At 72.0% G+C, this 19,189-nt stretch carries 14 protein-coding genes; 6 read left to right on the top strand and 8 right to left on the bottom strand.

Annotated elements, in window-relative coordinates:
* Positions 1-39 precede the first annotated feature (39 nt).
* Positions 40-1,590 (bottom strand): protein kinase, encoded by a 1,551-nt coding sequence (locus AB0M39_RS09540; RefSeq protein WP_365361970.1) that lies wholly within the window; start codon positions 1,588-1,590, stop codon positions 40-42.
* 375 nt (positions 1,591-1,965) lie between these two features.
* Here AB0M39_RS09540 and AB0M39_RS09535 point away from each other — a divergent pair, with 375 nt between their 5' ends.
* The 6 genes from AB0M39_RS09535 (at position 1,966) to AB0M39_RS09510 (ending at position 10,298) form a co-directional block, all read left to right on the top strand.
* Positions 1,966-3,594, top strand: coding sequence for a protein kinase (locus tag AB0M39_RS09535; protein ID WP_365361968.1), 1,629 nt, complete (start codon positions 1,966-1,968; stop codon positions 3,592-3,594).
* Positions 3,595-3,986: 392 nt separating this feature from the next.
* On the top strand, positions 3,987-4,595 hold the full coding sequence (locus AB0M39_RS09530; protein ID WP_365361966.1) for a hypothetical protein: 609 nt from the start codon (positions 3,987-3,989) through the stop codon (positions 4,593-4,595).
* 84 nt (positions 4,596-4,679) lie between these two features.
* Positions 4,680-5,357, top strand: coding sequence for a PadR family transcriptional regulator (locus tag AB0M39_RS09525; protein WP_365361964.1), 678 nt, complete (start codon positions 4,680-4,682; stop codon positions 5,355-5,357).
* Between the two features lie 498 nt (positions 5,358-5,855).
* Complete coding sequence (locus AB0M39_RS09520; protein ID WP_365361962.1) at positions 5,856-6,623, top strand: ABC transporter ATP-binding protein; 768 nt, start codon at positions 5,856-5,858, stop codon at positions 6,621-6,623.
* Positions 6,620-9,487 (top strand): ABC transporter permease, encoded by a 2,868-nt coding sequence (locus AB0M39_RS09515; protein WP_365361960.1) that lies wholly within the window; start codon positions 6,620-6,622, stop codon positions 9,485-9,487. The genes AB0M39_RS09520 and AB0M39_RS09515 overlap by 4 nt, the downstream gene beginning before the upstream one ends.
* A 271-nt stretch (positions 9,488-9,758) precedes the next feature.
* Entirely contained in the window at positions 9,759-10,298 is a 540-nt protein-coding gene (locus tag AB0M39_RS09510) for a bacterial proteasome activator family protein (RefSeq protein WP_365361958.1), read from the top strand.
* A 172-nt stretch (positions 10,299-10,470) separates the two neighbouring features.
* Here the strand turns inward: AB0M39_RS09510 and AB0M39_RS09505 are convergent, their stop codons facing one another.
* The 7 genes from AB0M39_RS09505 to pdhA all read right to left on the bottom strand — a co-directional run bounded on the left by AB0M39_RS09505 (position 10,471) and on the right by pdhA (position 19,019).
* Positions 10,471-11,457, bottom strand: a complete 987-nt coding sequence (locus AB0M39_RS09505; protein WP_365361956.1) for an NAD(P)H-quinone oxidoreductase — start codon at positions 11,455-11,457, stop codon at positions 10,471-10,473.
* 10 nt (positions 11,458-11,467) lie between these two features.
* A complete protein-coding gene (locus AB0M39_RS09500; RefSeq protein ID WP_365361954.1) occupies positions 11,468-12,556 on the bottom strand; it encodes a potassium channel family protein in 1,089 nt (362 codons plus the stop codon).
* Positions 12,544-14,361 carry a molybdopterin-binding protein gene (locus tag AB0M39_RS09495; RefSeq protein WP_365361952.1) on the bottom strand — a complete coding sequence of 606 codons (1,818 nt, stop codon included), beginning with the start codon at positions 14,359-14,361 and terminating at the stop codon, positions 12,544-12,546. The genes AB0M39_RS09500 and AB0M39_RS09495 overlap by 13 nt, the downstream gene beginning before the upstream one ends.
* 17 nt (positions 14,362-14,378) lie before the next feature.
* Positions 14,379-15,284, bottom strand: a complete 906-nt coding sequence (locus tag AB0M39_RS09490) for an NTP transferase domain-containing protein (RefSeq protein ID WP_365361950.1) — start codon at positions 15,282-15,284, stop codon at positions 14,379-14,381.
* Between the two features lie 140 nt (positions 15,285-15,424).
* Complete coding sequence (locus AB0M39_RS09485) at positions 15,425-16,879, bottom strand: dihydrolipoamide acetyltransferase family protein (protein ID WP_365361948.1); 1,455 nt, start codon at positions 16,877-16,879, stop codon at positions 15,425-15,427.
* On the bottom strand, positions 16,879-17,883 hold the full coding sequence (locus tag AB0M39_RS09480; RefSeq protein ID WP_365361945.1) for an alpha-ketoacid dehydrogenase subunit beta: 1,005 nt from the start codon (positions 17,881-17,883) through the stop codon (positions 16,879-16,881). Before AB0M39_RS09480 ends, AB0M39_RS09485 begins: the two co-directional genes overlap by 1 nt.
* Positions 17,880-19,019 carry a pyruvate dehydrogenase (acetyl-transferring) E1 component subunit alpha gene (pdhA, locus tag AB0M39_RS09475; RefSeq protein WP_365362044.1) on the bottom strand — a complete coding sequence of 380 codons (1,140 nt, stop codon included), beginning with the start codon at positions 19,017-19,019 and terminating at the stop codon, positions 17,880-17,882. Before pdhA ends, AB0M39_RS09480 begins: the two co-directional genes overlap by 4 nt.
* Between the last annotated feature and the right edge of the window lie 170 nt (positions 19,020-19,189).

The raw sequence follows: 19,189 nt of genomic DNA, 5'->3' as shown, positions 1-19,189 counted from the left end.
GGGCCGGGCGAGAAGTCGCCGCAGCCCCCGCGTGCGTCCTCAGCCGTTGTTCTCGCCCGGGTCTGCCGGGTTCCCCGTCGGGTCCGTCGTCGGCTCGTCCGTCGGCAGCGTCGGGTCGGCCGTCGTCGGGTCGTCCGTCGGCTCGGTCGGGTCGGCCGTCGTCGGCTTGTCCGTCGGCTCGGTCGTCGGCGTCGGCTTGGTGCTCGGCGTGAACGAGGGCCGGTACGACGGCGAGTACGACGGCGACTGGTTGCCGTTCGTCGGGTCCGGCGACTCGCTCTGCTCGGTCTCCTCGTCGGTCGGCGTCGGCGTGTCCTGCGGCGTCGACGGCGTCTGGGTGACCGACGTCTTGTCGTTCGGCGTCTTGCCGGTGTCAGCCGTCTTGTCCAGCGCGAACGCGATGCCGACCGCTATAGCGATCACCGCCAGCACGGCGAACAGCACCGCCTTGCCACGGCCGCCCTTGCCGCCGCGCCCGCCGTCCCGCTGGCCGCCGTCGTACCCGCCATAGCCGCCGCCGTACGCCCCGTCGTCGGGGTTCCTCGGCGGCAGGATCGGACTCTGCGAGGTCTCACCGTGCATCGGGTGGTGCATGGCCGTCGGCCCGGTCATCCCCCGCGCGGGGGTGCCGGGGCCCTCGTGCATCTCGACCGGGCCGGTGTTCCACGCGCCCGTGTGGCCGCCCTGCTGCTGGAGCATCTGCAGCGCGTACTGCACCAGGCCGCGCATCTCCTCGGCGCTCTGGAACCGGTCGTCCGGGTCCTTCGCGAGCGAGCGCATCACCATGCCGTCCAGCTCCGGCGGCGAGACGTCCGAGACCTCGGACGGCGGCACCGGGATGTCCTGGACGTGCTGGTAGACGACCGAGAGCGGGGTCTCGCCGGTGAACGGGGGCCGCAGCGCCAGCAGTTCGTACAGCAGACAGCCGGTCGCGTACAGATCGGAGCGGTGGTCGACCGCCTTGCCCAGCGCCTGCTCGGGGGAGAGGTACTGCGGCGTGCCCATGACCATGCCGGTCTGGGTCATCGTCGACTGCGCGCCGTGCAGAGCGCGCGCGATGCCGAAGTCCATCACCTTCACGGCGCCGGAGTGGGTGATGATCACGTTCGCGGGCTTGATGTCGCGGTGCACGATGCCGTGCTGGTGCGAGTAGGCCAGCGCCTCCAGCACGCCCGAGACGATGATCAGCGCCTGCTCCGGCGGCGGGGCCTCGGCGTTGACCAGCAGATCGCGGATCGTGCGGCCCTCGACGAGCTCCATCACGATGTAGGGGACGGTCTGGCCGCCCACCGCGTCCTCGCCCGAGTCGTAGACCGCCACCACCGCGTGGTGGTTGAGACCGGCCACCGACTGCGCCTCACGGGTGAAGCGCGCCTTGGAGACGGGGTCCTCGGCCAGATCCGCGCGGAGCAGCTTGACGGCGACCGTGCGGCCCAGCCGTACGTCCTCCGCCGCGAACACCTCGGCCATGCCGCCGCGGCCGAGGCGGTGCGTCAGCCGGTAGCGGCCGTCGCCCACCAATCCGCCGTTGCCCCAGGCATCCACCGAATCGGGCACTCCGCCGCCGCTTGCCTCGGGTTCGGGTGCCATCAGTCCTCGCCGTCGTATCTGTCCGCGTGCCTACTATGCGTGCGGGTCTTCGCTGGGGTCCTCAAGGGTCCTGTGTCACGTCACGCTACAGCCTTCACGTGGCGTGTCCGATTACAGATGGACCGGTCATCAAACCCTCTGCCCTCTCGGCCATGCAAATTCCATGGGTTTCCTGTAACGCTTCCGAGACGCTTGTTGTGCGTACGGTCACGGAACGGGCGCCTGGCTTGACGTGTCCGACCCCTCGGGCAGACTTGCCCCGTAATACGGATCACGTACGACGAAGCACGTACGACCAAGCACGTACGACGAAGCACGGATCAACGCGAACCATCGCGGGCCACGGGGCCTTCGCGCCGAGGGGGATGCACAGTCATGAGCCAGGACGGCGCACAGGGCCGCTATGCGGGTGGTTCCGTAGCGGGCGGCCGGTATCAGCTACGCGACCTGCTCGGCGAAGGCGGCATGGCCTCCGTCTACCTGGCGTACGACAGCGCCCTGGACCGCCAGGTCGCCATCAAGACGCTCCATACGGAGCTGGGGCGCGAGCAGTCCTTCCGCGAGCGGTTCCGGCGCGAGGCGCAGGCCGTCGCCAAGCTGTCGCACACCAACATCGTGTCCGTCTTCGACACCGGCGAGGACGAGCTCGACGGCTCGCTGATGCCGTACATCGTCATGGAGTACGTCGAGGGCCAGCCGCTGGGATCCGTGCTCCAGGCGGACGTCGCGCAGTACGGCGCGATGCCGGCGGACAAGGCGCTCAAGGTCACCGCCGATGTGCTCGCCGCGCTGGAGACCAGCCACGAGATGGGCCTGGTCCACCGCGACATCAAGCCCGGCAACGTGATGATGACCAAGCGCGGTGTGGTCAAGGTCATGGACTTCGGCATCGCCCGCGCCATGCAGTCGGGCGTCACCTCCATGACGCAGACCGGCATGGTCGTCGGCACGCCGCAGTATCTGTCGCCCGAGCAGGCGCTCGGCCGCGGCGTCGACGCGCGGTCCGACCTCTACTCCGTCGGCATCATGCTCTTCCAGCTGCTGACCGGACGCATCCCCTTCGACGCGGACTCTCCGCTGGCCATCGCGTACGCGCATGTGCAGGAGGAGCCGGTCGCTCCGTCCTCGATCAACCGCTCCGTCACCCCGGCGATGGACGCCCTGGTCGCACGGGCGCTGAAGAAGAACCCGAACGAGCGCTTCCCGAGCGCCGCCGCCATGCGCGACGAGTGCGCCCGGGTGGCGAGCGCCGGGCAGACCGGCGCACCGGTCATCATCGGCGGCGCGCCGTCGACCAGCGGTGCGGGCGTCGGCTCCGCGGTCTTCCCGCCGCTGGACCAGCAGACGCCGGCGCCGCAGAGCCTGCAGACGCCCTACCAGCCCCAGCCGAACCCGTACGGCCCGCCGACGCCCGCGCCCACGCCGCAGTACGGCTACCCGCAGGCGCCCGCGCCCGCCCCGGCGTACCAGACGCCCGCGTCCGGCCCGATGGCCTCGACGCCGCCTCCGTACACGATCTCGCCGCAGCCGCAGCCCCAGCACCACCAGGGGAGCGCGGGCGGCGGCGGCAAGCGGAACACCCCGGTCATCGTCGGCGCCATCGCGGTCGCCATTCTGGCGATCGGCGGTCTGATCACCGCGATCGCGCTGAACAAGGACGACGAGCCGGAGGGCGGCACGGCGGACCCGGGCACGAGCGAGTCGGCCGTGGCCGGCCACAAGGGCCCGGAGCGGCACCGCACGATGAAGGCGGAGGAATGCTCCGACGCCAACGAGAGCCGCTACGACCCGTCCAAGGTCGTGGCTCCGGACTTCGTCTTCAAGGACATCCTCTCGGTCAAGGCGTGCGCCGCGACGATGGGCTGGAAGCTCGACGTGAAGGCGAAGGCGAACAACCAGTGGGGCGAGGACGTCGTCGTCTCGCAGTTCCCGATCGCCGGCTCGGACATCGACGAGGAGAACGCCTCCTTCACCATCGAGGTCTCCACCGGCGATCCGGAGTAGCCGTCCGAGGAACTGTCTGAACAGCCGTCCCCTGAGCAGCCGTTCCCTGAGCAGCCGTTCCCGGAATGACCGTCCCCGCTTCGGCGGGCATCGGCCTTCGGGGGGCTTCGGGGCGGGGCTCTTGGACGGGCTCTTGGACGGGGTCCGCCGATCCAGTGACACGGACACGAACGGCCCGGCACGCGCACCGCGTGCCGGGCCGTTCGTATGCGCGTACGGCCGTCATCTCGTCCGGTGTACTGCCCAACCGCCCGAGATGCCAGAAGTCTCATGGCATGTGACGCTGAGTCCGATATCCGAATCGGTATCTCGACCTCGGCTAGCCCGGCACGGGAGGGGGTCACCCGGTGGCTCCGAAGCTCCGCACGCGGTGCGCTGTCACGTTCGCTTCCTTGCTGTTGCCGCCTCTGGCCGTACTGACCGTCCTGCCCGCCCACGCGGAGGATCGCGAGAGCCGTCCGCGCCCCGCGCAGGCGGACCAGCGCGAGAACCCGCGGGCTGTGAGCGCCGAGGAGCGCGAGAGCCCCCGCCCCACGCCCACGGCCAAGCCCACGGCCGCCTCGTCGCTCGCCGGCCGGCCGGCCGGGGAGGGCCGGCCGCGGCCCGGGCGGAAGGTTCCGCGGGAGGGGGACGCGGACCGCAGCCGCGGACCGTCCGCGAAGCCGGGACGCGCGTCCGACTCCCCGACCCGTTCCGCGCCCCCTTCCGGCTCCGCTTCGCGTCCCGCGTCCGCCTCCACCACGCCCTCCCGTACGCGCCCGCCGGAACCGGAGGCCCCCCTTACGGAGGACGAGGCACTGGAGGAGGAGGCGCCTGCGGCGAGCGTCGCACCGCCGACCCCCACGCCGATCCGGACGGTGCCCGCCGCGGCTCGCGACCAGGGGCCTCAGGCCCTCCCGCAGCCGGTCAGGCACCAGATCTCGCCCCTGTCGCTGGGGGTCGGGATGGCGCTCATGGGGCTGGGAATCGGCTTCCTCGGGGTGCGCCTGCGCCGCCGGTGATCTTCTCGTCCGACTCAGGACGTATGCCCAGGGTCCGCCTCAGGACGGTTGCCAGGACGGGCATACTCGGTATACATACTGAGTATGTCCATCCGCCACGGGCTTCTCGCCCTCCTTGAGCACGGCCCTCGCTACGGCTCTCAGCTCCGTACGGAGTTCGAGTCCCGCACAGGGGCCACCTGGCCGCTCAACGTCGGCCAGGTGTACACGACCCTCAACCGCCTCGAACGCGACGGCATGGTCGCCCAGAGCGGCGAGGACGACGCCGGCCACGCGCTGTACGTCATCACCGAGAGCGGCCGCACCGAGCTGAAGAGCTGGTTCGAGACGCCCGTGGACCGGACCAGCCCGCCCCGCGACGAGCTCTCGATCAAGCTCGCCATGGCGGTCGGCGCACCCGGCGTGGACATCCGCAACGTCATCCAGTCCCAGCGCCACCACACCGTGAAGGCGATGCAGGACTACACCCGGCTCAAGGCCCAGGCGCTCGCCGCGATCGAGAGCGGAGGCTCTCAGGAGCGCGACGACGTGGCCTGGCTGCTCGTCCTGGAGCAGCTGATCTTCCAGACCGAGGCCGAGGCGCGCTGGCTCGACCACTGCGAAGTGCGGCTCATCAGGCTCTCCGCGGCGGCCGAGCGGGGAGCCGGGCCCACGAAGGCCGCGACACCTCCCCTGATCGCACCCGCGACCCAGCCGGCGACCTCGGCGTCCGCACGGGGAGGGCAGCCCGCACAACGCGCACGACCCACACGACCGACCTAGCTCGCCGCCCCACACGGCCCGGGGCGGCTGCGGTGGACCGGCCTCCGGTCGACCGCTCCCGGCGGGGCGGCTTCCAGCGGGGCGGCTTCCGGCCCGGACGCGTCCGTCGGCCCGCTTCCGCCCTCCGGCTACCGGCTACCGGCTACCGGCTACCGGCTACCGGCTACCGGCTACCGGCTACCGGCTACCGGCTACCGGCACCACCCTCCGGCTCCCGTCCACCGGCTGCCGTTCCACGAACCGCCGTGCCGAGAGCCTCCGTTCCAAGAGCCTCCACTCCAGAGCCTCCCGGGGCGAAAGCCTCCTTCGGGGGCTTCGCTCCCAGAGCCTCCGGGACGACGGCTCCGCCCGCTCATCCGGCCGAAGCCCCACTCGCCGGGCGGGACGGGCGCCCCGCCGCCCGTCTCTGAGCGTCTCCGCACCACCGACTCTCCTTCCACTCCGCTTTCTCCTGTACATCCGCTCGTGCGTTCGCGTACGTCCAAGGGGGACCCACCCATGTCCGATCAGAAGTCCCAGATGTCACGCCAGTCACAGGCGTCACAGCAGCCCGTGCTCCAGATGCAGGCCGTCACCCGCGTACACGGCAGCGGTGCCACCGAGGTGCACGCTCTGCGCGGCATCGACCTCGACGTCTTCCCCGGTGAACTCGTCGCCGTCATGGGCCCCTCGGGCTCCGGCAAGTCGACGCTGCTCACCATCGCCGGCGGACTCGACAGCCCCAGCTCGGGACGCGTGATCGTCGAGAACACCGACATCACCACCGGCGACCGCAAGACGCTGGCCGCCCTGCGACGCCGCAGCATCGGGTACGTCTTCCAGGACTACAACCTCATCCCCGCGCTCACCGCCGCCGAGAACGTGTCCCTGCCCCGCGAGCTCGACGGCGTCTCCGCCCGCAAGGCCCGCGTCGAAGCCGTCGCCGCGCTGGAGGAGATGGAGCTCGGCCACCTGGCCGACCGCTTCCCCGACGAGATGTCCGGCGGCCAGCAGCAGCGCGTCGCCATCGCGCGCGCCCTCGTCGGCGACCGCCGCCTCGTGCTCGCCGACGAGCCGACCGGTGCGCTGGACTCCGAGACCGGCGAGTCCGTGCTCGCCCTGCTGCGCTCCCGCTGCGACGCGGGCGCGGCCGGCATCCTCGTCACGCACGAGCCGCGCTTCGCCGCCTGGGCGGACCGGGTGGTCTTCCTCCGCGACGGCGGGGTCGTCGACCAGACCGTGCGCAGCCAGGCTGACTCCCTCCTCGGCCAGGCGGCCGAACTGTGAACGCCTGGTACCACTCCTGGCGGGCCGCCCTGCGGATCGCCCGCCGCGACGCCTGGCGCTCCAAGGGACGCAGCTTCCTCGTCCTCGCGATGATCGCCCTGCCGATCCTCGGCGTGAGCGCCGCGGACCTGACCGTGCGCAGCGCCGAGCTCTCCGCCGAGCAGAAGCTCGAGCGCACGCTGGGCGCGGCCGACGCCCAGATCTCCGACGCCCAGACGGGCGGCACGCCCATCCTGCAGAGCCCGGACGGCCAGAACATGGCCCCGGCGTCGGACGACTACGACAACAAGCCGTGGCCGGACGGCGAGACGAACGTCACCAAGGCGATGCCCGAGGGCTCGACCTCGCTGACGGACACCTCCGGCTCGGCGAAGCTGAAGACCACGCACGGACTGCTGAACACCGAGATCCGTGAGCTCAAGTCCTCGGACCCGCTGGCCAAGGGCATCATGGTCCTCGACAGCGGCCGACTGCCGCAGAAGCCGGACGAGGTCGCCGCGACGACCCACTTCCTGGAGTCCAGCGGGCTGAAGGTGGGCGGCACGCTCACGGCACGCGGCTTCGACCGCGAGTACAAGATCGTCGGCTCGTACGAGCTCCCCGACTCCCTGAAGACCGACCAGGTCAACGCCCTCCCGGGCGCCCTTCTCGCTCCGCTGGACAAGGCTCTGGAGAAGGCCGGCCTTCCCGGCACGGAGTCGACCACCACCTACCTGGTGGGCTTGTCCGGTGGTTTCACGTGGAACATGGTCCAGGAGGCCAACACCAAGGGCGTGACGGTCGTTTCGCGCGCCGTGGCCCTCGACCCGCCCGCTGACTCCGAGGTGCCGCTCTTCCAGAAGGACGGCTGGGGCAGCTGGAAGCAGAGCACGGCCGCCCAGGCGGCAGAGCTCGCCGCGCTCGGCACCGTCGTCGGCCTCGCCATGCTGGAGATCTGCCTGCTGGCAGGGCCCGCGTTCGCGGTCGGCGCCCGGCGCTCGCGCCGCCAGCTCGGCCTGGTCGGCGCGAACGGCGGCGACCGCCGTCATATCCGCGCCATCGTCCTGGGCGGCGGTCTGGTGATCGGCGCGGCCGCGGCCGTGATCGGCACGGTCCTCGGCATAGCCCTCACCTTCGCACTGCAACCGTGGCTCGAGGACTACCTGGGCAAGCGCTTCGGCAGCTTCGACATCCGTCCGCTCGAACTGCTCGGCATCGGCCTGCTGGCCGTGCTGACGGGTGTGCTCGCGGCGATCGTCCCGGCGATCACCTCCTCTCGTCAGACCGTGCTGGCCTCCCTCACCGGCCGCCGCGGAGTGCGCAAGAGCAACCGGGTGCTGCCGGTGATCGGACTGATCGCGACGATTCTGGGCGCGGTGATCGCGCTGTACGGCTCGATCATGTCCGACGAGTTCCTCATCGTCGCCGGCGGCAGCGCCATCGCGGAGCTGGGCGTGGTCGCGCTCACCCCCGCCCTGGTGGGGCTGTTCGGCCGGGTCGGCCGCATCCTTCCGCTCTCGCCGCGCCTGGCTCTGCGGGACGCGGTGCGCAACCGGGGACGTACGGCTCCTGCCGTCGCCGCGGTCCTGGCCGCCGTCGCGGGCACCGTGGCCGTCGCGACGTACACGGCGAGCACGGACGCCCAGGGCGAGGCGGAGTACCGGGCCGAGCTCCCGCACGGCGCGGTCTCCGTGATCCTCGAAGAGGACGGCGGCCGGGACGTCCCGGGGGTGCGGGCCACCGTGCAGAAGATGCTGCCCATCGACGTCCGCGCCGATGTGGACCGGATCGCCGTCGGCAATCCCAACTGCCCGATGTACTCGGACAAGGAGGGCTGCGGTCACTACGAAGTGATCGTGCCCGACGAGAACGAGTGCCCGCTGTACAAGACCGACCCGGCCAGGCCGGACGAGGACCCCGCGGAGAAGTTCACCGTGGCCGAGCGTCGCAAGCTCAACAAGGACTGGCGCTGCACGAGCCGCGTGTTCGGCGGGGGCAACTACATCAACGCCGGTGTCATGGTCGCCGACGCCAATCTGCTGAAGATCCTCGAGATCGAGGACCCGGAAGCGGAGAAAGCGCTGGCAGCCGGCAAGATCGTCTCGTTCGACAAGCAAAACCTCCACAAGGACGGCACGGTCGCCCTCCGTCTGATCACCGACGCCAAGGCTGCCCAGGAAGCGGCGAGCGCGGGCAAGGAGGCGCCGGGCGAGGTGAAGAAGCTGGCCGCCCACCAGGTCAGCGACACGATCGACTCCTATGGCTTCTCGATGATCGTGCCGCCCTCGGCGGTCAAGACGGCGGGCCTGAAGACGGCTCCCCTGGGGGCCTACTTCTCCACCGACAAGCTGCCGAGCACCGAGCAGCGCCAGCGGCTCGAGAGCGAGCTGGACAAGACCGGCTCGAACATCAGCCTCCGTGTGGAGGAGGGCTACACCAGCGAGAACAACATCGTCCTGCTGTCGCTGACCATCTTCGCCGGACTGATCACCATCGGCGCGGCGGGCATCGCCACGGGCCTGGCACAGGCGGACGCCGAGGCGGATCTCAAGACGCTGGCCGCGGTCGGCGCGCCGCCGCGCGTGCGCAGGACGCTCAGCGGGTTCCAGTGCGGCGTGGTGGCGATCATGGGCGTGCTGCTGGGCTCGGCGGCCGGCGTACTGCCGGCGATCGGGTTGCGTCTCACCGAGCAGCGCCAACAGGAGACGTGGCACCAGAAGGCGCTGGACGAGGGCTATGGCGCCGACGCGGCGCCGTACGTCCCGATCGTGGTGCCCTGGCCGACTCTGGCGGCCCTGCTCGTCGCGGTCCCGGTGGGCGCGGCGCTCTTGGCGGCGCTGGTGACCCGCTCGCGCGGCGCCCTGGCCCGCCGCGAGGCGACCTGACGGGAGCAGCGCCGAAGGGCTCGGAAAGGGCCCTGGAGCCCCGGAGGACCTATAAGGGACGGGAGGGTGCCGTCAGCGGCCAGTACGGCTGCTGACGGCACCCGAACGGCCTAGTGGCCCCGGGCGGGCTCTGCCGGGCTCCGGACCTCCTGACGGGCCGGAACGGGTCTCGACGGCCATAGCCAGCCGTTTTGTGCCCCCGTACGAGGGTGGATCACCCTCGTACGGGGGCACACCGTGTGGTGACGCACACGTGCGAGAGAATGGCGGCATGGAGATGCCGAGGAATGAACGGTCGCAGGAGAGCCCCCACATCCTTGTCGTGGGACAGGACGGAATGGCAGTCGGCGGCGGTAACGGTGACGACGAGTCGCGTGAGGTCCCGGTGACGGAAATGGTCGAACAGCCTGCGAAGGTCATGCGGATCGGCAGCATGATCAAGCAGTTGCTGGAAGAAGTCAGAGCGGCTCCTCTGGACGAGGCGAGCCGCGTCAGGCTCAAGGAGATCCACCACAGCTCGGTCAAGGAGCTGGAGGACGGCCTCGCCCCGGAGCTCGTCGAGGAACTCGAGCGCCTCTCCCTCCCCTTCACCGACGAGGCGATCCCCTCCGAGGCGGAACTGCGCATCGCTCAGGCTCAGTTGGTGGGCTGGCTGGAGGGCCTGTTCCACGGCATCCAGACGGCTCTGTTCGCACAGCAGATGGCGGCCCGCGCCCAGTTGGAGCAGATGCGCCGCGCTCTTCCGCCCGGCGCCTCGCACGAGGACGACGAGTCCCCGCACGGCGCGATCCGCTCGGGCCCGTACCTCTAGTCAGTCCGCTCGTCAGTCCGCTCGGGCCCGTACGGGCGGTTCGTGAGCGCTCTTGAAGGCGCCGCTGCCCTTCGTCGGCCGCCGAGGCGTGGTACAGGGGCGTGGTGCGAGGGTGTGGTGCGGGACGTGGTGCGGGGGCAGCCGTACGCCCCCGCACCTCGTCGCCGCTCGGTCACTGCGTCGGGGCCACCAGCAGGATCTTCCCCACGTGGGCGCCCGACTCCATCACCCGGTGCGCCTCCGCCGCGTTGTCCAGGGGCACCTGACGGTCCACCACGGCCCGTACGCGCCCCGCGCCGATCAGCGGCCAGACGTGCTCCCGCACCGCGGCCACGATCGCCGCCTTCTCGCCCAACGGGCGGGCCCGCAGCGAGGTCGCCGTGATCGCCGCGCGCTTCTTCAGCAGCGCCGACAGGTTCAGCTCGCCCTTGACCCCGCCCTGGAGGCCGATCACCGCGAGCCGGCCGTTCACGGCCAGCGCCTTCACATTGCGGTCGAGGTACTTCGCCCCGACGATGTCGAGGATTACGTCCGCCCCTGCCCCGTCGGTCGCCTTGCGGATCTCCTCCACGAAGTCCTGCTCGCGGTAGTCGATCAGGATGTCCGCGCCCAGCTCGGCGCAGCGCGCCAGCTTCTGGGGTCCGCCCGCCGTGACCGCCACGCGCGCGCCCACCGCCTTGGCGAGCTGGACCGCCATCGTGCCGATTCCGCTCGCACCGCCGTGGACCAGCAGCGTCTCCCCCGGCCGCAGGTGCGCGATCATGAATACGTTCGACCACACCGTCGCCGTCACCTCGGGCAGCGCCGCCGCCGTCACCAGATCGAGCCCCTCCGGCACCGGCAGCAGCTGTCCCACGGGGACGGCGACCTTCTGCGCGTACCCGCCGCCCGCCAGCAGCGCGCACACCTCGTCGCCCACCGCCCAGCCGGACACCCCGGGCCCCAGCGCGACGATCCGGCCCGAGCACTCGAGCCCGGGGTACGCGCTGGCGCCGGGCGGCGGATCGTAGAAGCCCTGGCGCTGGAGCACATCGGCGCGGTTGACGGCGCTCGCGACGACCTCGACGAGGACTTCTCCCTCGCCGGGCACGGGATCGGGGGCCTCGGCCCAGACGAGCGCCTCGGGACCGCCAGGTTCGGGAATCGTGATCGCATGCATGGCGGCGAGGCTACTCCGGCAGACCTTCCGCCGACTTGTTCGCGGCACGCACGATGGTGATGACGCGGTCGGTGAGCTGCAACGGACTCGCCGCCGGGTCGTCGTACCCCAGCAGCCGGTGACCGCGCAGCACGCTCACCACCAGGTCGTCCGTCTCCCGGACGCTGCGGCCCACCTCCGCCTTTATCACCGGCCTCTCGATCAGATCGAGACCGCTGCCCTGCTGGATCAGGTCCTCCATCACCTCGCCCGCGCTGGGGCTGAGCACGGACAGGCCCAGCAGTCGGCCCGCGGCGCTGGCGCTGGTGATGACCGCGTCCGCGCCGGACTGCTTGAGCAGCGGCGCGTTCTCCTCTTCCCGCACCGCGGCGACGATCTTCGCGCCGCGGTTGAGCTGCCGGGCCGTCAACGTCACCAGTACGGCCGTGTCGTCGCGCTGCGTGGCGATGACGACCTGACGCGCCCGCTGCAACTCGGCCCTGAGCAGCACATCGCTGCGGGTCGCATCGCCGACGACGCCCGCGAAGCCCATGGCGTTCGCCGCCTCGATCACCTTGCCGCTGGGGTCGACCACGATGATCTGCTCGGGACTCAGGCCCGTGGCCGTCAGTGTCTGTATCGCCGAACGGCCCTTGGTGCCGAAGCCGCAGACGACGGTGTGGTCACGCAAGCGAAGCCTCCAGCGGTTGAGCCGCCATTCCTCCCGGGTCCGCTCGGTGAGGACCTCCAGGGTGGTGCCGACCAGGATGATCAGAAAGAGCACGCGCAGCGGCGTGATCAGCAGCACGTTGATGAGCCGGGCCCCGTCGCTGTACGGGACGATGTCGCCGTAGCCCGTGGTGGAGAGGGTGACGGTCGCGTAGTAGACCGCGTCGAGGAAGTCGACCGACTCGTCGGCGTTGTCGTGGTAGCCCTCACGGTCGATCCAGACGAGCATCACCGTGAGTATGAGCACGCCCAGAGCCATCAGCAGCCGCTTGCCGACCTGGCGCAGCGGGCGCTCGATGACGCGACGGGGGAGTTTCACCCGGCTGGTGACGAGATGCTCGTCCGCTCCCCGGGCAATGGTGTCCTGACCGGGAAGTTTCACGTGAAACATCCTCCGTCGGCGCCCGGCGCGTCGGACGTGCCCGGCACGTTCGACGCGCTTATCGGCGTCCAGGGAAGATCGAGGACCTCCAGCTCGTCCCCGGACCGCGCCCCACCCGGCAAGACGACCGCGAGGCCGTCCGCGGCGGCGATCCCGCGCAGCATCGCCGGCCCGTTGTAGTGCAGCGGTGCGATCTGGTCGCCGCGGTGCACGATGGGCACGAGGCGTGTGTCATACGGATGTCCGTGCACGTCGTCGCGTACCGGCACGCTGTACGCGACGGGGTCCTGCCGGCCCGCCAGCCCCCGCAGCAGCGGCTCGGCGAGCGTGAGCAGCCCGGAGACGGCCGCGAGGGGATTGCCCGGCAGGCCGACCAGATGCCGGGCCGGGCGGCCGGCGTCCGGGGCGAGGCGCGCCAGCAGCATCGGATGGCCGGGGCGTACGGCGACGGAGTCGACCAGCAGTTCCGCGCCCGCCTTCCGCAGCACGGGGTGGACGTGGTCGACGGGGCCGGAGGCCGTGCCGCCGGTGGTGATCAGAAGGTCGGCGTCCGAGGCGGCGACGGCCTCATGGAGGGCTGCCGCATCGTCGCCGAGTCGCCGGGTGGCGATCACTTCGGCCCCGAGGGCCCGCAGCCAGGGGCCGATCATCGGGCCGAGCGCGTCGCGGATGAGGCCGTTGTGCGGAAGTCCGGCCGTCAGAAGCTCGTCGCCGAGCACGAGGACCTCGACGCGCGGGCGGGCTACGACGAGCAGCTCGTCGTAGCCCGCCGCGGCGGCGAGGCCCACCACAGCCGGGGTCACCATGCTTGCTGCGGGCATAAGTTGCTCGCCTGAGCGGCACTCCTGGCTCCTCGGCCGGATGTCCTGACCGTGGGTCACCTGGCGTTCCGCGTGCAGCTGGCCCTTGCCCGCGTCGACGCGGGCGTGCTCGCTGCGGATCACGGCGGTGGCCTCGGGCGGGATGCGGGCGCCGGTGGCGATCCGCACGGCGGCGCCGTCGGGGAGGGGGGCGCTCGCGCCGTGCCCGGCGAGGATCGAGTCGCCCTCCTGGATCGTCCAGGGGCCGGGGCCCGCCACTGCCCAGCCGTCCATGGCGGAGGTGTCGAAGGAAGGCAGGTCGCAGAGCGCGTTGAGCGGCTCGGCGAGCGTCCGGCCGAGGGCCTGACCGAGCGGCACATGGCCGGCTCGGGAGGGCGCGGCACGGCCGATCCGGGCGGCGAGGGCGCGCGCCTGCGGCCAGGGAGTGGCGCGCTGCCGGGCAGCGGCAGGCTGGGAGCCGGGCACCGGGTCGTGGGGTGTGCCGGCGTCGTCTGTCTGCTTCGTGCCGGGATCCGCGCCGGAATCCGCATCGCCTGGCGGGCGCCCGCCGGGGTTCCGGTCGGGGGTCGCGGCGGCATGCGGGGCGGTGGTGGGGCGCGAGGCGGAGGCGGGGTGCGAGGCGGAGTTCGGGTGCTCGGCGGAGGCCGGGTGCTCGCCGGGGTTCGGGCGCTCTCCGGTGGCCTGGTTCTCGCCTGGGTTCGGGTGCCGGGCGGTGGCCGGGCGCTCACCGGTGGCCTGGTGCTGTCCGGTGGCCAGGTGCTCGCCGGAGTTGGGGCGCTCGCCGGAGTTCGGGTGCTCGGCGGTGGCCGGGCTCGAGCCTGGGCTCGGGCGCTCACCGGTGTGCTCGCCGGAGTTCGGGCCGTGACCGGGCGCGGCGGCGCCTTCTGGCCGTGGCCGGGCGCCGGGCTCCTGCCGTGTCTGCCTGCCGACCAGCGCGAGGGCGTCCTCGACTCCGTCCAGATCGTCCTCGCCCATGCCGTTCACGGCGTCCACCTCGTGCCCTCGACCATTCATCCTGCCTCGGCCTCGCCGGTCGCGGAGGAGCCACCGCTGCCGGGGGCCGGCTCCGACCCGCTGCCCTGCTCGGCTTCCTTTGCCCAGCGCGCGGCGAGCGCGACGGCCTTGCGGGCGGCCTCCGCGACCGCCTCCGGGCTGCCGTCGCCCGCCTTGGCCGCGGCGTAGCCGACCAGGAAGGTGGTGAGCGGCGCGGCGGGGCGGGCCACGCCGTGCGCGGCGTCGCGAGCGAGGTCGAGCAGGACGCCGGTGTCGACGTCGAGTTCGATGCCCAGCTCGTCCTTGACTGCGGTGATCCATTCGTCCAGCACGTTCCCATGCTCCCTGATGCGGGCTCGGGCTGCGGAGATGTCCTCCCAGGTGTCGCAGTCGAAGGAGGCGAGGGGGTCCGCGGAGACCCGGGCGAGATCGAGTTCCTGTGTCAGCAGCCGCAGGGGGAGCCCGGTCAGGCTCCCGTGCTCGGCCGCGAGCGCGCCCAGTCCACGGCGGAGCGGCTCGGTGCGGTAGGCGGCCACAAGCGGCTGGTCACGGCCGTCGGGGTCGGTGAGCAGGACGGCGTCTCGCCCGCCGGCGGCCAGGGCGTCGAGGAGCTGTCGGACCGTTCCCTCGCCCAGGAACGGGAGATCGGCCGAGAGCACGAGGACGGCTTCGGCCTGCGCCTGCCGGACTCCCGCGTCGAGCGCGGGGAGCGGCCCGCCGCCAGGGGGGTCCTCGCGCGCCCAGAGCACGGGACGCGCTGTGGCCCGGCGTCCGCCGACGACGACGGTGCGCCCGGCGTCACAGCAGACTCCGAGCACACGGTCGAGCAGCGCCCGCCCGCCCACGCTCACCGCCGGTTTGTCGGCGCCGCCGAGGCGCTTGGCGGCGCCGCCGGCGAGCACGATGGCGTCATACGCGGTCATCCCTGAAGTATGAGCCGCGATCGTGTGGGCGGGGAGCCCCGATTCGATCTCTGTGGGGTCTGTCTCCTTCTGCGGATCTCGTTCGGTGGATCTCGTTCTGCGGACCGACGGACCGGTGGGGCCCGCCGGACTCAGAACGTCTAGAGGGTGCGCAGCAGCACGGAGGGGTGCTCGACGCAGTCGGCCACATACCGCAGGAAGCCGCCCGCGGTGCCGCCGTCGCAGACCCGGTGGTCGAAGGTCAGGGAGAGCTGGACGACCTGGCGTACGGCCAGCTCGCCCTGGTGCACCCATGGCTTGGGCACGATCCGCCCCACCCCGAGCATGGCCGCCTCCGGGTGATTGATGATCGGCGTGGAGCCGTCGACGCCGAACACGCCGTAGTTGTTCAGCGTGAACGTCCCGCCCGTCAGATCCGCCGGGGTCAGCCGGCCCTCCCGGGCCACGTCCGTCAGCCGGGCGAACTCCGCGGTCAGCGCCTCGGCCGACAGCCGGTGAGCATCCCGTACGACGGGGACGACCAGGCCTCGGTCGGTCTGCGCCGCGAACCCGAGGTTCACCTCGGACAGCCGCACGATCTCCCTGGCCTCCATGTCCACCGTGGAGTTGAGCTCCGGGTGGCGGGCGAGGGCGGCCGTGCAGATCCGGGCGAGCAGCGCGAGGAGCGAGATCTTCGGTCCGCCCGCGGCGTTCATGGAGGCGCGCGCGGCCATCAACTCGGTCGCGTCGGCGTCCACCCAGCAGGTGGCGTCGGGTATCTCGCGCCGGCTGCGGGACAGCTTGTCGGCGACGGCGCCGCGGACCCCGCGCAGCGGTATGCGCTCCCCGCGCGGCTGCGCCCCGGCCGACGCCGAAGCGGCGACAGGCGCGGACGCGGGCGCGGTCACGGGCTCCTGCGCGACGGCCGTCCCACCGGCGCGCACGGCGTACTCGACGTCGGCCCGCAGGATCAGGCCCTCCGGCCCGGACCCGCTCAACTGCCGCAGATCGAGACCGTTCTCCCGGGCGAGCTTGCGGACGAGCGGCGAGATGACCGGCACCGGCCCCCCTGGTGCCACGCCCACGCCGGCCGCTCGCCGAGCGGGCGCCGCGGCGGGAGCGGCAGCCTGCGCCGCGACGGCGGCCGGGGCCTTGGCGGGCGCGGACGGACGTATCCGCCGTCGGCGCGCTGCGGGCGCTCCCGTCCCATAGCCCACGAGGACGTTGCCGGAGGACTCGGCGGCTGAACCGTCGGAGCTCGCGGAGCCCGCCGGCCCTGCCGAGCCCGCGGATCCGGATCCGTTCGCGGGGGCGGTCTGAGCCGACTGCCCGGGACCGGAGCCCGTGCCCGCCGCGCCGCCCAGATCGACCGCGCCGACGGCGACGGTCAACAGCGGGGCGCCCACCGGAAGCTCCGTGCCCTCCTCGCCGAACCGCGCGGTCACCACGCCCCCGTAGGGGCACGGCACCTCGACCATCGCCTTGGCCGTCTCCACCTCGACGACCGGCTGGTCGATGGCGACGACGTCGCCCACGGCCACCAGCCAGCGAACGATCTCCGCCTCGGTCAGCCCCTCCCCGAGGTCGGGGAGCTTGAATTCGAGAACCTGGGCCATCAGCTGTCCGCCTCCCACTGCAGCCGTGCGACCGCGTCGAGCACACGGTCCACTCCCGGCAGATGGTGCCGCTCCAGCATCGGCGGCGGATAGGGAATATCGAATCCCGCGACCCGCAGCACCGGCGCCTCCAGGTGATGGAAGCAGCGCTCCGTCACCCGGGCGGCTATCTCTCCGCCGGGGCCGCCGAACCCGGTCGACTCGTGGACCACGATCGCCCGGCCCGTGCGCCGCACGGACGCGCAGACCGTCTCGTCGTCGAAGGGCACCAGCGAGCGCAGATCGACGACCTCGAGGTCCCAGCCCTCGGCCGCGGCGGCCTCCGCGGCCTCCATGCACACCGGCACGGACGGCCCATAGGTGATGAGCGTGGCACTGCGCCCGGAGCGCCGGACGACGGCCCGGCCTATCGGCTCGACCGCGGTCGGCGCCTCCGGCGACCACTGCGCCTTCGACCAGTACAGCCGCTTGGGCTCCAGGAAGACCACGGGGTCGTCGGAGGCGATCGAGGCCCGCAGCAGCCCATAGGCGTCCTCGACCGTCGCGGGCGTGACGACATGGAGCCCCGGAGTCGCCATGTAGTACGCCTCGGACGAGTCGCTGTGGTGCTCGACGCCGCCGATTCCGCCGCCGTACGGCACGCGCACGGTGATCGGCATCGCCATCCCGCCCCGCGTGCGGTTCCGCATCCGCGCGACATGGCTGATCAGCTGCTCGAACGCGGGATAGGCAAAGGCGTCGAACTGCATCTCGACGACCGGCCGCAGTCCGTACATCGCCATGCCCACGGCGGTGCCGAGGATGCCGGCCTCCGCGAGCGGGGTGTCCGTACAGCGGTCTTCGCCGAACTCCTTGGCGAGTCCGTCCGTGACCCGGAAGACTCCGCCGAGCGTGCCGACGTCCTCCCCCATCACGTGGACGGTCGGGTCCTCGGCCATCGCGTCGCGCATCGCGCGCTGCAGGGCCTGCGCCATGGAGGCGGGCTTCACCGCGGCGGTGGTCATCTCGCCTCTCCTTCGGCATCGAGCTCGGCCTGCAGCTGCGCCGCCTGCTCGCGCAGCTGGCTGGTCTGCTCGGCGTAGACATGCGCGAACAGGTCCATCGGGTTGAGCACCGGGTCGGCGTTCATCCGCTCGCGCAGGTCGGCCGCCATCGTCTCGGCCGCGTCCGCCGCCGCCTGCTTCGCGCTCTCGTCGAGCAGCCCTCGCTCCGTCAACTCCCGCTCCAGCAGTCGGATCGGATCGTGCGCGCGCCAGGCCTCGACCTCTCCGTCGCCGCGGTAGCGCGTGGCGTCGTCGGCGTTCGTGTGGGCGTCTATGCGATAGGTGACAGCCTCGATCAGCGTCGGTCCGCCGCCGCGCCTGGCTCGCGCCACGGCCTCGGAGACGACCTCGTGCACGGCCGCGGCGTCGTTCCCGTCGACGAGCCGGCCCGGCATGCCGTACCCGACGGCCTTGTGGGCCAGGGAGGGCGCGGCGGTCTGCTTGGCCAGCGGGACGGAGATCGCGAAGCCGTTGTTCTGCACGAGGAAGACGACGGGCGACTGCCATACCGCGGCGAAGTTCAACGCCTCGTGGAAGTCGCCTTCGCTGGTGCCGCCGTCGCCGACCATGGCGAGTGCGACGACGTCGTCGCCCTTGAGCCGGGCCGCGTGCGCCAGGCCCACGGCGTGCGGCAGCTGGGTGGCGAGCGGGGTGCACAGGGGCGCTATGCGGTGCTCGTGCGGGTCGTACCCGGTGTGCCAGTCGCCCCGCAGCAGGGTCAGCGCCTGCACGGGGTCCAGGCCGCGTGCGACGGCCGCGAGGGTGTCGCGGTAGCTGGGAAAGAGCCAGTCCCGCTCTTCCAGCGCCAGCGCCGCCGCCACCTCGCACGCCTCCTGTCCGGTGCTCGACGGGTAGACGGCGAGCCGGCCCTGCTTGGTCAGAGCGGTCGCCTGGGCGTTGTACCTGCGGCCGCGCACCAGCTGGGCGTACAGCCGCAGCAGCAGCTCGGGGTCGGCCTCGGCCGCGGCGTCCGTGCCGAGCACGCGGTACGGCTCCGGGTCCGGAAGCAGGGGCGCAGGGTCGGTACGGGGCTTCCACGCCGGGGGCGGGGTCGGCCGGTAGCCGGCGGCGGCACCGGGCAGCTCCTGGACCGTCATGCTGCTCTTTCTCAACGCGAGCACCTCCTCGTGGGAGCGACGACGAAGACGGCACGCGAGTGTGGCCCGCCTCACCTACCGATTGTTCGGTCGTGGACGCATTTTGGCTACAGGCGGCTTCAGCCTGTGGACAAACGGTTCTCCACAGCTTGGGATAGAGACAGGTCGTC

It is taken from the genome of Streptomyces sp. NPDC051907 (assembly GCF_040681075.1).
Classification (GTDB): domain Bacteria; phylum Actinomycetota; class Actinomycetes; order Streptomycetales; family Streptomycetaceae; genus Streptomyces.
The sequence above is the reverse complement of the archived record's forward strand: the minus strand, read 5'-3'. Positions and strand labels throughout refer to the sequence as shown.